The organism is Geodermatophilus sp. YIM 151500 (genome assembly GCF_025716945.1).
GTDB lineage: Bacteria > Actinomycetota > Actinomycetes > Mycobacteriales > Geodermatophilaceae > YIM-151500.
Genome location: NZ_JAOVZT010000002.1, coordinates 190,393 through 204,690 on the forward strand (window position 1 = coordinate 190,393; position 14,298 = coordinate 204,690).

Genomic DNA, 14,298 nt, shown 5'->3' on the forward strand with positions numbered 1-14,298 from the left:
CCGCCGACCAGGATGGGCGCCGTGGCGGTCCCGCGCGGCACGGCCCGGGACGGGGCGGAGGCCGTCCGCGCGGTGCTCCGCGCGGTGGGCGAGCTGGTCGTCGGCCCGCTCGTCGACCTCGTGCTGCCCCGCACCTGCGCCGGCTGCGGCGTGCCGGGCGCGGTGCTGTGCCGTGCGTGCGCCGCGGGGCTGGCAGCGCCGCGCCTGGCGACGCCCCGGCGGTTCCCCGAGGGCTTCCCGCCGACCGTGGCCGCCGGCGCCTACGCCGGCCGGGTCCGCCCGGCGGTCGTGGCCTTCAAGGAGCGCGGCCGGGCCGAGCTGGCCGGCCCGTTGGGGACCGCGCTCGCGCTCGCCGCCGCGGCCGTCGCCGCCGGCGTCCCCGGCCCGGGACCGGCCGGCATCCCCGCCCCGCTGCTGCTGGTGCCGGTGCCCGGCTCCGCCGCGGCGCTGCGCTCGCGCGGGCGGGACCACGTGCGGGAGCTCGCCGTCCGCGCGGTGGCGGAGCTGCGCGCCGCCGGCGTGCCCGCCGGTTCGGCGCGGCTGCTCGGCCGCACCGGCCGCGTGCGGGACTCCACCGGCCTGTCGGCCGCGCAGCGCCGCGCCAACCTCGCCGGGACCTTCACCGTCCGCGCGCCCGTACCGGCCGGCGCCCTGCTGGTGGTCGTCGACGACGTCGTGAGCAGCGGCGCGACGCTGACCGAGGCGGCCGCGACGCTCGGCGCCGCCCGCACGCGGCCGGGCCCGCCGGTGCTCGCGGCGGTGGTGGCGGCGACTCCCAGGCGGGCGCCCGGCCCGGGTCCCGGGCCGGGCTCCGGCGACCCACCTGCAGGTTGTCCCGCGCCGTCCGGGTCCCCCCGTCGGTCGACTGTCGGGACCGGCGGGTAACGACTAGCGTCGAAGCGGTCACACCCGTACCACCGGGAGGTCTCATGGAGATCGTGGTCCGTGGCCGCAACGTCGAAGTCCCCGAGCACTACCGACAGCACGTCGAGGACAAGGTCGGCCAGCTCGACCGGTTCGACGGCAAGCTGAAGATCCTCCGCGTCGACGTGGAGCTGTTCCACGAGAAGAACCCGCGTCAGTCGGCGCACTGCCAGCGCGTCGAGATCACCCTCCGCGGCAAGGGCCCCGTCATCCGGGCCGAGTCGGACGCGCCGGACTTCTACGCGGCCCTCGACACCGCCTGCAGCAAGCTCGACAACCGGCTGCGCCGAGCGGCCGACCGGCGTCGCGTGCACCACGGCCGGCGGACCCCGGCCAGCGTGCGGCTCACCGGTAACACCGTGGAACCGGAGCTGAGCGTCGCCGACGCGCTCGACCGCGACCGGCAGCTCGCCGAGGGGCACCACGTCACCGACCTCGACGAGCACCTCCCCGGACGGGTCGTGCGGGAGAAGCAGCATCCCGCGACACCCATGACCGTCGACCAGGCCCTCCACGAGATGGAGCTGGTCGGCCACGACTTCTTCCTCTTCCAGTGCGCCGACACCGGCCAGCCCACGGTGGTCTACCGGCGGCACGCCTACGACTACGGGCTCATCCGCCTCGTCGACGTCCCGCTCAACGGCTCGACACCCCAGCAGGCGGCCCAGCAGCAGCCGTCGCACGCCCCGTCGGTCCAGGAGCAGCCGGCGTCCGCGACCATCTGACCGGTCGCCGTCGATCGTCGTCCGCGTGCAGGGACGCGGCGGGAGATGCCGCCGGACCCCCACGCGGACGGTGGTCGACGCCGACCGGCTCAGGCGCTGCCGAGCACCCGGTCGACGGAGATCTCCAGCACCACGCGTGCGGGGTTGACCCGCGGCTGCCGGTAGCGCGCGGCGTAGCGGCGCTCGGCGTCGGCGACGGCGACCGGGTCGTCCCGGACCACCGCCGTGCCCTCCAGCGTCACCCACCGCCGGCCGTCGACCTGGCACACGGCCACGCGCCGCTGCCCGGCGCGCACGTGCCGCGCCTTCGCGCTGGTGCCGGAGGTGATCACCCGCGCGGTGCGCGTCGCGGCGTCGTAGGTGACCCCGACCGGGACGACGTGCGGGCTGCCGTCGGCGCGCAGCGTGGTCAGCGTGGCCAGGTGCCGCTCGGTGAGGAAGGCGAGCAGGCCGTCCCCCAGGTCGTCGGGATCGCGCGCCACCCGGCGAGACTAGAACGTCTGTGCCGTGGGATTGGATTGCCCGCGACCGGGGCATCCGGCGCGCGTGCAGCTGGACGGAGCGCGGGTGCTGGTGGCCGGGGCCACCGGGGTGCTGGGCGGTGAGCTGGCCCGCGCCCTGGCCGGCGCCGGCGCCCGGGTGGCGCTCACCGGGCGCGACGACGGCCGGTTGCGGGCGGTGGCCGAAGAGCTGGGCGGCGCGCCGGCCCTGGCCGCCGACGCGGTCGACGTCGAGGCGGTGCGGACGGCGGTCGACGCGGCCGCCGAGGCCCTCGGCGGGCTGGACGCCGTGGTCGTGGCCTGGGGCGTGGTCGCGTTCGGGCCGGCCGCCGACGCGGACGACGCCGTCACCGAGGAGCTGTTCGCCGTCAACACGCTGGCCCCGATGAGCCTCGTGCGCGCCGCGCTGCCGCACCTGTCCGACGGCGGCGCGGTGGCGCTGCTGTCCGCCGTCGTCGCCGACGCGCCCACCCTGGGCATGGCCGAGTACTCGGCGAGCAAGGCGGCGCTGTCGGCCTGGGCATCGGTGCTGCGCCGCGAACTGCGCCGCCGGAGGATCACCGTGCTCGACGTCCGGCCGCCGCACGTCGACACCGGCCTGGTCGACCGGGCGCTGGCGGGCTCGCCGCCGCGGCTGCCCGAGGGGCACGACCGCGCCGAGGTGGTCGCCGCCGTCCTCGACGGGCTGCGGGAGGGGGCGCGGGAGGTGGTGCTCGACCCGGCGCAGCAGCGGCTCGTCCGCCGCTGACACCGGCGGCACCGCCGCCGACACCGGTGACGCTCCGGACGGCGGCCGCCGCGCCGCCTAGTCTGGGCACGTGGTCTTCTCGAGAATCCTGCGCGCCGGCGAAGGCAAGATCCTCCGCCGCCTCAACCGGATCGCCGACGCGGTCGAGTCCCTGGCCGACGACGTCGCCGAGCTGGGCGACGCGGAGCTGCGGGCCAAGACCGACGAGTTCAGGCAGCGGTACGCCGACGGCGAGACCCTCGACGCGCTGCTGCCCGAGACCTTCGCCGTCGTCCGGGAGGCGGCCACCCGCACCCTCGGGCAGCGGCACTTCCGCGTGCAGATCATGGGCGGCGCCGCGCTGCACCTCGGCAACATCGCCGAGATGAAGACCGGTGAGGGCAAGACCCTCACCGGCGTGCTGCCGGCCTACCTGAACGCGCTGACCGGCCGGGGCGTGCACATCGTCACCGTCAACGACTACCTGGCCGGGCGCGACGCCGAGATGATGGGCCGGGTCCACCGCTTCCTCGGGCTCGACGTCGGGGTGATCCTCTCCGGCCAGCAACCGGCGGTCCGCCGCGAGCAGTACGCCTGCGACATCACCTACGGCACCAACAACGAGTTCGGCTTCGACTACCTGCGCGACAACATGGCCTGGAGCAAGGCCGACCTCGTGCAGCGCGGTCACCACTACGCCATCGTCGACGAGGTCGACTCCATCCTCATCGACGAGGCGCGCACGCCGCTGATCATCAGCGGGCCGGCCGAGACCAGCGCCAAGTGGTACGGCGAGTTCGCCCGCATCGCGCCGCTGCTGAAGCGCGACGTCCACTACGAGGTGGAGGAGGCCAAGCGCACGGTCGCCATCACCGAGGAGGGCGTCGAGTTCGTCGAGGACCAGCTCGGCATCGACAACCTCTACGACGCGGTCAACACCCCGCTGATCGGCTACCTGAACAACTCGCTCAAGGCCAAGGAGCTGTTCAAGCGGGACCAGCAGTACATCGTCAGCAACGGCGAGGTGCTGATCGTCGACGAGTTCACCGGGCGCGTGCTGGCCGGCCGCCGGTACAACGAGGGCATGCACCAGGCCATCGAGGCTAAGGAGAAGGTGCAGATCAAGGACGAGAACCAGACCCTCGCCACGATCACGCTGCAGAACTACTTCCGGCTCTACGAGAAGCTCGCCGGCATGACCGGCACGGCGCAGACCGAGGCCGCCGAGCTGCACCAGACCTACAAGCTGGGCGTCGTCCCGATCCCGACCAACCGGCCGATGATCCGCGATGACCGCTCCGACGTCATCTACAAGACCGAGCAGGCCAAGTTCGACGCGGTGGTCGACGACATCGCCGAGCGGCACGAGGCCGGCCAGCCGGTCCTGGTCGGCACCGCCAGCGTGGAGAAGTCGGAGGTGCTGTCGAAGTTCCTGCTCCGCCGCGGCATCCCGCACGAGGTGCTGAACGCGAAGAACCACGCGCGGGAGGCGCACATCGTCGCCCAGGCCGGGCGGCTGAGCGCGGTCACCGTGGCCACCAACATGGCCGGCCGCGGCACCGACATCCAGCTCGGCGGCAACCCCGAGTTCATCGCCGACGAGGGGCTGCGCGCCCGCGGGCTGTCGCCGTCGGAGACGCCGGAGGAGTACGAGGCGGCCTGGGACGACGCCGTCGCGAAGGCCAAGGAACAGGTGGCGGCCGAACACGAGCAGGTGGTCGACGCCGGCGGGCTGTACGTGCTGGGCACCGAGCGGCACGAGAGCCGGCGGATCGACAACCAGCTGCGCGGCCGCTCCGGCCGGCAGGGCGACCCGGGGGAGTCGCGCTTCTACCTCTCCCTCGGCGACGACCTGATGCGCCGTTTCAACGGCCCGATGCTCGAGTCGATGATGACCACGCTGCGGGTGCCCGACGACCAGCCGATCGAGTCGAAGATGGTCACCCGGGCGATCCGCTCGGCGCAGACCCAGGTCGAGCAGCAGAACTTCGAGGTCCGCAAGGACGTCCTGAAGTACGACGAGGTGCTCAACCGGCAGCGCACGGTCATCTACGACGAGCGGCGCAAGGTGCTCGACGGTGCGGACCTGCACCTGCAGGTCGCCTCGATGATCGACGACGTCGTCGGCGCCTACGTCGACGGGGCCACCGAGACCGGCTTCGCCGAGGACTGGGACCTCGACCAGCTCTGGACCAGCCTGAAGACGCTGTACCCGGTGGGCCTGGACCAGCAGGAGCTGCTCGACCGCGTCGCCGACGGCGACCAGGCCGCGCTGGGCGCCGACGTGCTGAAGTCCGAGCTGCTCGACGACGTGCGCCGCGCCTACGAGGAGCGGGAGAAGGCCCTCGGTTCCGAGGTCATGCGCGAGCTGGAGCGGCGCGTGGTGCTCAGCGTGCTCGACCGCAAGTGGCGCGAGCACCTGTACGAGATGGACTACCTGCGGGCCGGCATCCACCTGCGCGCGATGGCCAACCGCGACCCGGTCGTGGAGTACCAGCGCGAGGGCTACGACATGTTCACCGCGATGCTCGACGGCATCAAGGAGGAGTCCGTCGGCTTCCTGTTCAACCTCGAGGTCAAGACCCGGGAGCAGCAGGAGGCCGAGGCGCGGGCCAAGGCCGCCGAGGCCGAGGCGGCCGCGTTGGCCGCCGCCCAGCAGGGCACGGCCAAGGTGCTCGCCCGCAAGGCCGCTGCCGAGCAGGCCGCGGCCCGGCAGGCGGCCGCTCCCGCCGGCGACGGTCCGGGGACGGCGACGCCCCAGCCTGCGGCGTCGGCTCCCGCCCCGGGCGTGGCCCCCGCAGGAACTCCGTCCGCTCCCGCGGCCCGGCGGTCGGGAACTGCCCGCCCGGCGGCGGCGTCGCCCGCGGCGGCGTCCGCGGCACCTGCAGCCCCTGCGGCGTCCGCCGCGCCGGCCACCGCGGAACCGCAGGACGGCCGGCGCACGGCGCCGGGCACCGGCCCGGAGCTGTCGGTCAAGGGCTTGGACGAGCAGCGCCGGTCGGCCGAGAAGCTCAGCTACTCGGCGCCGTCGCTGGACGCCTCCCCGGCCGAGGGCGGGCGGGCGAAGGCGGGCAAGACGGCCACGGTGACCGGCACCAAGGAGCCGGCCCGCAACGCCCCCTGCCCGTGCGGCTCGGGCAAGAAGTACAAGTTCTGCCACGGGGCGTCGCACTAGCAGCGAACTCCCGGGGAACCTCCTGCTGGCCGGCTCCCCGCTCCTGGCGCCGGACGTGCCGGGGGCGCCGCGGCTCCACCACCGCAACCGACCGGCGCGACGGCACGCTGTCAGTGGTTGTCGCGGGGGATGCCCGTGGTCCGCGCGACGCGCTGGTAGCCCACGGCCGGCCGGAGGACCATGCCGTCGCAGAGCTGGGTGACCATCGACCGCTGGATCTCCTGCCACGGCGTCTGGGAGGCCGGCACCGGGTACCCGCCGGCCTCCTCCAGCGAGCGGCGGCGCTCGGCCAGCTCCTCGTCGGGGAGCAGGACGTCGGCCCGGCCGGCGACGAGGTCGACGCGGACGACGTCCCCGGTCCGCAGGAGTGCCAGCCCGCCGCCCGCCGCGGCCTCGGGTGAGGCGTTGAGGATCGAGGGGGAGCCGGAGGTCCCCGACTGGCGGCCGTCACCGATGCACGGCAGCTCGTGCACCCCGCGCCTGATCAGCGCCGCGGGGGGCTGCATGTTGACCACCTCGGCGGCGCCCGGGTAACCCAGCGGGCCGACGCCGCGGATCACCAGCAGGCAGGTCTCGTCGACGTCCAGGGCCGGGTCGTCGATGCGCGCGTGGTAGTCCTCCGGCCCGTCGAACACGACGGCGCGTCCCTGGAAGACGCCGGGGTGCGCGGGATCGGACAGGTAGCGCTCCCGGAACTCGGGGGAGATCACGCTGGTCTTCATGATCGCGCTGTCGAACAGGTTGCCGTGCAGCACGAGGAAGCCGGCGTCCGGCAGCAGCGCGCGGTCGAAGGTGCGGATGACGTCGCGGTCGGTCGCGGCGGCGGCCCGGCAGTTCTGCCCGATCGTCCGGCCGTTGACGGTGCGGGCGTCCTCGTGGATCAGCCCGTGGGCCATCAGCTCGTGGACGACGGCGGGGACGCCACCGGCGCGGTGGAAGTCCTCGCCCAGGTACGTGCCGGCCGGCTGCAGGTCCACGATCAGCGGGACGGTCAGCCCCAGGTCCTGCCAGTCGGCGAGGTCCAGCGGGACGCCGACGTGCTGCGCGATGGCGTCGAGGTGGATCGGCGCGTTGGTGGAGCCCCCGATCGCGGAGGTGACGACGATGGCGTTCTCGAACGCCTCCCGGGTCAGCACGTCCGACGGCCTGAGGTCCTCGTGCACCATCTCCACGATCCGTCGGCCGGTCAGGTACGCCATCCGGGCGCGATCCCGGTGCGGCGCGGGGATGGCGGCGCAGCCGGGCAGGCTCATGCCGAGGGCCTCGGCGAGCGCGTTCATGGTCGAGGCCGTCCCCATGGTGTTGCAGTGGCCGGGCGAGGGGGCGGACGAGGCGACGAGGTCGACGAACCCGGCCTCGTCGATCTCCCCGGCGGCGAGCATCTCCCGGGCCTTCCAGACGATCGTCCCCGACCCGGTCCGCCGGCCGTCGAACCAGCCGTTCAGCATCGGTCCCCCGGACAGCACGATCGCGGGCAGGTCGACCGTGGCCGCGGCCATCAGGCAGGCCGGTGTCGTCTTGTCGCAGCCGGTGGTCAGCACCACGCCGTCCAGCGGGTAGCCGTGCAGCACCTCCACCAGGCCGAGGTAGGCGAGGTTGCGGTCGAGCGCCGCCGTGGGACGACGTCCGGTCTCCTGGATCGGGTGCACCGGGAACTCCAGCGCCAGGCCGCCCATCTCCCGGATGCCCTCCCGCACCCGCTCGGCCAGGACGAGGTGGTGCCGGTTGCACGGGGCGAGGTCCGAGCCGGTCTGCGCGATGCCGATGACGGGCCGGCCCGACTGGAGTTCCTCCCGGGTGAGCCCCCAGTTCAGGTACCGCTCGACGTAGACGGCCGTCATCCCGGGGTTCTCCGGGTTGGCGAACCACGCCTGGCTGCGCAGCCGCCGCCCGGTCGCCGCGTCGTCGTCCACCGGAGCCTCCCGTCGCCGGCCGTGGCCGGCCGCCCGTCCATGCTGCCCCGGGCGCCGGCGAGCGGCGAGCGGGTCGCCGTCGGCTTGCGACCCCGCCGGCGCCGCCGCACGGTGATCGTCGGTGCGCCGGACGGCCACGGAGGGGAGGGGGCATGGTGGGCGAGCCGCTCGAGCCCGTCTCGACCGCCCGGCGGCTGCCGCGGTGGTCCGAGGTCCGCGAGGTCGTGCGGTTCCGGCGGCCCCGGCTGGGCCGCACGGCCCGGCGCCTGGAGCACGCGCTGACGATCCGCGACCTCCGGACGGCGGCCCGGCGCACCACCCCGCGCGCGGTGTTCGACTACGTGGACGGCGCGGCGGAGGAGGAGATCACCGCCGCGCGCAACGTCGCCGCCTACCGGCGGGTCACGTTCCTCCCGGACGCGCTGCGCTCGGTCGCCGACCCCGATCCGGGCGTCGAGCTGCTCGGGTCGCGCATCGCGATGCCGCTGGTCTTCGCCCCCACCGGCTACACCCGGATGATGCACCACCACGGGGAGGCGGCCGTGGCCGCGGTGGCCCAGCACGTCGGCGTCCCCTACGCCCTGTCGACGGTCGGGTCGACCTCGATCGAGGACGTCCGGGCCGCCGCGCCGGGCGCGGACCTGTGGTTCCAGCTGTTCTTCACGGCCCGGCCGGACGTCAACGAGGACCTCGTGTCGCGGGCCGAGGCGGCCGGCTACTCGACGATCCTGCTCACCGTCGACACCGTGGTGTCCGGGATGCGGCTGCGGGACGTCGTCAACGGCCTCACCATCCCGCCGACGCTGACGGCCCGGACCGTCCTCGACATGTCCCGGTTCCCGGCGTGGTGGTTCAACGAGCTGACCACCGGGGGGCTGGCGTTCGCCTCGCTGACCGGCGTCCCGGGCAACCCGACCCCGGGCGAGGTCGCGAGCATGATGTTCGACCCGGGCCTGGACATCACCGCGCTGGACTGGCTGCGCCGGCGGTGGCGGGGCAAGCTCCTGGTCAAGGGCGTGACCACGCCCGCGTCGGCCGGCGAGGTCGTGGAGCACGGGGCCGACGGCGTGGTCGTGTCCAACCACGGCGGGCGCCAGCTCGACCGCTCGGCCGCGACCCTCGACGTCCTCCCGGCCATCCGTGCGGCCGTCGGCCCGGAGGCCACCGTGCTCGTCGACGGCGGCGTCCTCCACGGCCAGGACGTCGTGGCCGCCCGCGCCCTCGGCGCGGACGCCGTGATGATCGGCCGGGCCTACCTGTACGGGCTCATGGCCGGTGGTCGGGACGGCGTCCTGCGTGCCTACGACATCCTCGCCGCGGAGTACCAGCGCTCCATGCAACTGCTCGGCGTGCGGCGCAGCGAGGAGCTCTCCGCACGGCACGTCGCCGTTCCGCCGCACGGCGCCGGGGGATGTCCGCACGTCCCGTCCTGACCGTCGTCCCGCCACCGGAGTTGCCGCTGCCGCCGGGACGTGCAGGAATGGACCTCGCCTCGACGGTGACGCAGGACACGGAGGAGGCGCGATGGTCTCGACCCGTCAGCCGGGAGGGCGACCGTCCTCGGTGGTGGACCTGTTCCCCACCAAGCACCTGGCCGCACCGTCGGTGCGCGACATGCCCGACCCCCCGCCCACCTTCCGGCACGTCATCGGACCGGGGATCATCGCCGCCGGCGTCGGGATGGCCAGCGGCGAGTTCATCCTGTACCCCTACATCGCCTCGCAGGTCGGCCTGGTGTTCGTCTGGGCGGCCTTCGTGGGCCTGGCCACCCAGTACTTCCTCAACATGGAGATCGAGCGCTACACCCTCGCCACCGGCGAGACCGCGCTCACCGGGTTCAGCCGGTTCTGGCGGCACTGGGGCCTGGTCTTCGCGATCATGGCCTACTTCGCCAACATCTGGCCGGGGTGGGCCACCAGCTCGGCGACCCTGGTGACGTACCTGGTCGGCGGCAGCGTGGTGCCGATCGCGATCGGCATGCTGCTCCTCATCGGCGTCGTCCTGACCATGGCGCCGGTGGTCTACCAGGCGCTCGAGAAGATCGAGATGGTCAAGGTCGCGGCCGTCCTGCTGCTCATCGTGGTCGCCTCGGTTGCCGCCATCGGCGCGTCGGCGTGGGCGGACACGCCGCAGATCATCACCGGCGCGGGGCTGCCCTACGAGGAGCTCGGCTTCGCCCTGCTGCTCGGGGCGCTGGCGTTCGCCGGCGCGGGCGGCGGGCAGAACCTGTGCCAGAGCAACTGGATCCGCGACAAGCGCTTCGGCATGGGCGCCTACGTCCCGCGGATCGTCAGCCCGGTGACCGGCCACCCCGAGGCCGCGCCCTCGACCGGCTTCGCGTTCGAGCCGACCCCGGACAACCTCGGCCGGTGGCGGCGCTGGTGGCGCTTCGCCAACGTCGAGCAGCTGACCACGTTCGTGCTGATCAGCTTCCTCACGATCCTCTTCACCTCGCTGCTCGCCTACTCCACCGTGTTCGGCCGGGAGGGCCTGGCCAGCGACATCTCGTTCCTCGAGGTCGAGGGCGAGGTGCTCAACGAGACCGTCGGCGGCTGGTTCGGCACCTTCTTCTGGATCATCGGCGCCTTCTCGCTGTTCGCCGCCGCCCTGGGCATCGTCGACTACACCAGCCGGCTCGGCGCCGACGTCCTCAAGACGGCGTACCTGCGGAAGGCCAACGAGAGCAAGATCTACTTCGCCCTGGTCTGGGGCCTGGTGCTGATCGGCTGCATCGTGCTGATCTCCGGGCTGACCCAGCCGCTGATCCTGCTGGTCATCTCGGCGGTGACCGGCGGGCTGATGATGTTCATCTACTCGGCGCTGCTGCTCCTGCTGAACCGGCGGGTGCTGCCGAAGGAGATCGGCCCGGGCGCCGGCCGGGTCGCCGCCCTGGTCTGGGCCTTCCTGCTCTTCGGGTTCCTGTCCGTGCTGACGTTCAACCAGCAGATCCAGAACCTGCTCGGCGGGTGAGCCGGGGGCGATGGCGGCGCAGCGAGCGGACGCCGTCCCGCGCGTGGTCACCGCGGGGGAGACGATGGTGCTCGTCGTCCCCACGGCCCCCGGCCGGCTGCGGCACGCCGGCGCGGTGACGCTGTCCATCGGCGGCGCGGAGAGCAACGTGGCCATCGGGCTGTCGCGGCTCGGCGTCCCGGCCAGCTGGGTGAGCGCCCTCGGCGAGGACGAGCTCGGCGAGCTGGTCCTGCACCGGGTGCGCGCCGAGGGCGTGGACACCAGCGGGGTGCGCCGGGTGCCCGACCGGCCGACCGGGTTCTACCTGCGCGAGGAGGTCGCCGGCGGGCTGCGGGTGTACTACTACCGGCACGGGTCGGCGGCCGCGACGCCGGCGCCGGGCGCGTTCGACCCGGCGGTCCTGGAGGGCGCCGCCTTCCTGCACCTCACCGGCATCACCGCTCGGCGCCCGCGGCTGCGCGGCCGTCGTGGACGGCGAGCGGCTCGCCTCCCCGGGCTTCCCGGCCCGCCAGTCCGACCCGATCGGCGCCGGGGACGCGTTCGCCGCCGGCTATCTCGCCGCGACGCTGTGGGGCCTGCCGCCGGCGCAGCGCCTGCGCACGGCCAACGCCATGGGTGCCTTCTGCGTGCAGAACCTCGGCGACTACGAGGGCCTGCCCAGCCGCCGCGAGCTGACCGACTTCCTGGACCGGACCGTCGACCTCAGGAGGTGACGATGCACCCGGAGACGCCGCACGTCGACGACCCCGCCGACGTCCTCGCGGACGACCCCGCCGACGTCCTCGAGGGCGTCTACGTCGCCAACGTGACCCCGTTCCGCGACGACGACCGCTACGGCATCGACGTCGACTCCTACCTCGCCCACGTCCGGTGGCTCGCCGACCGGGGGGTCACCGGCGTCGTCCCGTTCGGGACCAACGGCGAGGGGCCCTCGGTCGCCCCGCACGAGAAGCGTGCCGTGCTCGACGCGCTCGTCCCCGAGGCGGGCCCGCTGCACGTCGTCCCGACGGTGGCCGAGGGCAACCTGCCCGACACCCTCGACCTGCTGGAGCACCTGGAGGACCTGCCCGTGCGCGCGGTCATGGTGCTCCCGCCGTACTTCTTCAAGCCCGTGACGACCGAGGGGCTGCGGCTGTTCTACGACCGCGTCCTGGCCGCCACCCGCCATCCGGTGGTCGCCTACCACATCCCGAAGTACGCGGTGCCGCTCCCGGCCGACCTCGTCACCAGCCTGCCGGTGTGGGGGGTGAAGGACTCCGGGGGCGAGGCGGGCTACGCCCGGACCGTCCACGCGGCGGGCAAGGGCGTGCTGGTCGGCACGGAGGACGACCTGCCCGGGCGTCTGCCGACCGCCCACGGCTCGATCTCCGCGCTGGCCAACATCGTCCCCGAGCAGGTCGTCGCGCTCTACGGGCACGTCCGCGGCGGGCGGTCGACCGACGCGGCGGCCCTCTCCGCCCATCTCCAGCGCGTGCGCGCGATGACCAAGCAGCACACCTCCGCCGGGGTCCTCAAGCGCGTCGCGGAGGCGCGGCACGGGCACCCGATGGGCACCGTGCGCCCGCCGCTGGTCCCCGTACCGGCGTCGTTCGACGCGGCGGCCGCGGCCGGGCGCGCCGCGGCGGTCCCCGTCGGCTGAGACGGGGTCGGGGCCGGGGATGCGGGTGCTCGTCACCGACGCGGAGTACGGGTCGCTCGACCTCGAGGCCGACGTCCTCGGCGCCGCCGGTCACGAGCTGCTCACCGCCCGGTGCCGGACCGCGGCGGACGTCATCGGGGCCGCGCAGGACGTCGACGCCGTGATCGTCCAGTACGCCCCCATCTCGGCGGAAGTGCTGGCGGCGCTGCCCCGGCTGCGGTTGGTGAGCCGCTACGGGGTGGGTGTCGACGTCGTCGACCTGGAGGCCGCCCGCGCACGGGGCGTCTGGGTCTGCAACGTGCCCGACTACGGGACGGTCGAGGTGGCGCTGCACGCCGTCGCGATGCTGTCGGCGCTCCTGCGCAACCTCGCCGGGCACGGCCGGCACGTCCGCGAGGGACGCTGGGACTACCGGCTCGGCGGACCGCTGCGACGTCCCGGCGGGTTGACCCTCGGCGTGGTCGGGCTCGGTCGCATCGGACGGATGACGATGGAGCGCGCCGCGCCGTGGTTCGGCGACGTCGTGGGCCACGACCCGTACCTGCCGGACGCCGCCTGGCCCGACGGGGTCGAACGGCTCGGCCTGGAGGACCTGTTCGCGCGCAGCCACGCGGTGACGCTGCACCTGCCGCTGACCGCCGAGACGCAGGGTCTGGTGGGGCCGGACCTGCTGGCACGGATGCCGGCCGGCTCGTACCTGGTCAACACCGCCCGGGGCGGGCTGGTGCAGCCGGACGCCGTCCTGCAGGCGCTGGAGGACGGCCGGCTCGCCGGCGTCGCCCTCGACGTGCTCCCCGAGGAGCCGCCGCCCGCTGGACATGCCCTCCTCGGCCACCCCGGCGCCCTGGTCACCCCGCACGTGGCCTGGTACTCGCAGGAGTCCGAGGTGGAGCTGCGGCGCACAGCGGCGGAGAACGTCGTCGTGTGGGCGCGGACCGGCCGTCCCGTCCACTGGGTCGTCGAAGGACGGTGACCCGGTGATCCCGGCCGGCCGATCCGCCGGCCGGCCGATCCGCCGGCCGGCCGATCTGCCGGGTCAGCCGATCTGGAGGCCCGGCCGATCTGCCGGGTCACCCGATCTGGAGTGCCGTGCAGCGCCACCGGCCGTCGACGCCCTCCAGGCGGGCGGCGACCGCGTGCGCCCGGTCGCCCCGCCGCACCACGGCGCACACCTCGGCGACGCCGTCGACCGGCTCGCACACGTGGACCCGGCCGAGCCTCAGCGGTGCGGAACCCTGTGTGCACCACCGCGGCCGGCGGCCGCGCTCGAGCGCGTCGAACAGGCGCGCGGAGGTCAGGGGTCGCAGCTGGGCCAGCGGCCGCCACCCGGCCAGACCCTCGACCGCGACGGTCAGCAGCCGGCGACCGGCGTCCCGGGCATCGGGCAGGTCGCTGCGCGAGGACGGCGACGGGCCGAAGTCGTCTGCCCGGCCGCCGGATCGACCCGCGGTGCGGGGCCGGGGGCCGGGCCGGTGCGGCGCGCGGGGCACGGGCACCCCGGGCAGCACGAGCCGCACCGGCCGGCCGTCGTCCACGAGCGGTGGCTGCGGTGTCGGCACCACGACCAGATGCAGCCGCGGTCCGGTCGCCGGGGCGCTCGCCGTCGGACCGGTCGCGTTCGGACCGGTCGCTCCCGGATCGGTCGCGGTCGGGCCGGTCGCGGTCGGGCCGGTTGCGGTCCGGCCGGTCGTGACGGGACCGGTCGGGTCGGGCGCGGTCGGGGCG

General features: G+C 74.5%; 11 protein-coding genes and 2 pseudogenes. 10 read left to right on the forward strand and 3 right to left on the reverse strand.

What is annotated here, in order from left to right:
- Window positions 1–21 precede the first annotated feature (21 nt).
- Together OF117_RS04475 and hpf are read left to right on the forward strand one after the other, a co-directional pair.
- Entirely contained in the window at window positions 22–885 is an 864-nt protein-coding gene (locus OF117_RS04475) for a ComF family protein (protein ID WP_263551606.1), read from the forward strand.
- A 44-nt stretch (window positions 886–929) separates the two neighbouring features.
- Window positions 930–1,649, forward strand: a complete 720-nt coding sequence (gene hpf, locus OF117_RS04480) for a ribosome hibernation-promoting factor, HPF/YfiA family (RefSeq protein ID WP_263551607.1) — start codon at window positions 930–932, stop codon at window positions 1,647–1,649.
- 89 nt (window positions 1,650–1,738) lie between these two features.
- Here hpf and OF117_RS04485 read toward each other — a convergent pair whose 3' ends face one another.
- Complete coding sequence (locus tag OF117_RS04485; RefSeq protein ID WP_263551608.1) at window positions 1,739–2,131, reverse strand: pyridoxamine 5'-phosphate oxidase family protein; 393 nt, start codon at window positions 2,129–2,131, stop codon at window positions 1,739–1,741.
- A 64-nt stretch (window positions 2,132–2,195) separates the two neighbouring features.
- Here OF117_RS04485 and OF117_RS04490 point away from each other — a divergent pair, with 64 nt between their 5' ends.
- Complete coding sequence (locus OF117_RS04490; protein ID WP_263551609.1) at window positions 2,196–2,897, forward strand: SDR family NAD(P)-dependent oxidoreductase; 702 nt, start codon at window positions 2,196–2,198, stop codon at window positions 2,895–2,897.
- A 70-nt stretch (window positions 2,898–2,967) separates the two neighbouring features.
- A complete protein-coding gene (gene secA / locus OF117_RS04495; RefSeq protein ID WP_318014217.1) occupies window positions 2,968–6,051 on the forward strand; it encodes a preprotein translocase subunit SecA in 3,084 nt (1,027 codons plus the stop codon).
- Window positions 6,052–6,161: 110 nt separating this feature from the next.
- Here the strand turns inward: secA and OF117_RS04505 are convergent, their stop codons facing one another.
- Complete coding sequence (locus OF117_RS04505) at window positions 6,162–7,964, reverse strand: IlvD/Edd family dehydratase (RefSeq protein ID WP_263551610.1); 1,803 nt, start codon at window positions 7,962–7,964, stop codon at window positions 6,162–6,164.
- A gap of 152 nt (window positions 7,965–8,116) precedes the next feature.
- Here OF117_RS04505 and OF117_RS04510 point away from each other — a divergent pair, with 152 nt between their 5' ends.
- The 6 genes and pseudogenes from OF117_RS04510 to OF117_RS04535 all read left to right on the forward strand — a co-directional run bounded on the left by OF117_RS04510 (window position 8,117) and on the right by OF117_RS04535 (window position 13,546).
- Complete coding sequence (locus OF117_RS04510) at window positions 8,117–9,397, forward strand: alpha-hydroxy acid oxidase (RefSeq protein WP_263551611.1); 1,281 nt, start codon at window positions 8,117–8,119, stop codon at window positions 9,395–9,397.
- Between the two features lie 91 nt (window positions 9,398–9,488).
- Window positions 9,489–10,934: an Nramp family divalent metal transporter gene (locus tag OF117_RS04515; RefSeq protein ID WP_263551612.1), complete on the forward strand. Its 1,446-nt coding sequence runs from the start codon at window positions 9,489–9,491 to the stop codon at window positions 10,932–10,934.
- A gap of 10 nt (window positions 10,935–10,944) precedes the next feature.
- Window positions 10,945–11,358: pseudogene (locus tag OF117_RS22225) on the forward strand (PfkB family carbohydrate kinase); the annotation flags it as partial.
- Window positions 11,359–11,386: 28 nt separating this feature from the next.
- Window positions 11,387–11,647, forward strand: a pseudogene (locus OF117_RS04525) (carbohydrate kinase family protein); the annotation flags it as partial.
- Window positions 11,648–11,649: 2 nt separating this feature from the next.
- On the forward strand, window positions 11,650–12,573 hold the full coding sequence (locus OF117_RS04530; RefSeq protein WP_263551980.1) for a dihydrodipicolinate synthase family protein: 924 nt from the start codon (window positions 11,650–11,652) through the stop codon (window positions 12,571–12,573).
- A 19-nt stretch (window positions 12,574–12,592) separates the two neighbouring features.
- Window positions 12,593–13,546 (forward strand): C-terminal binding protein, encoded by a 954-nt coding sequence (locus OF117_RS04535; RefSeq protein WP_263551613.1) that lies wholly within the window; start codon window positions 12,593–12,595, stop codon window positions 13,544–13,546.
- 97 nt (window positions 13,547–13,643) lie between these two features.
- Here the strand turns inward: OF117_RS04535 and OF117_RS04540 are convergent, their stop codons facing one another.
- Complete coding sequence (locus tag OF117_RS04540) at window positions 13,644–14,135, reverse strand: Rv3235 family protein (RefSeq protein ID WP_263551614.1); 492 nt, start codon at window positions 14,133–14,135, stop codon at window positions 13,644–13,646.
- Window positions 14,136–14,298 lie beyond the last annotated feature (163 nt).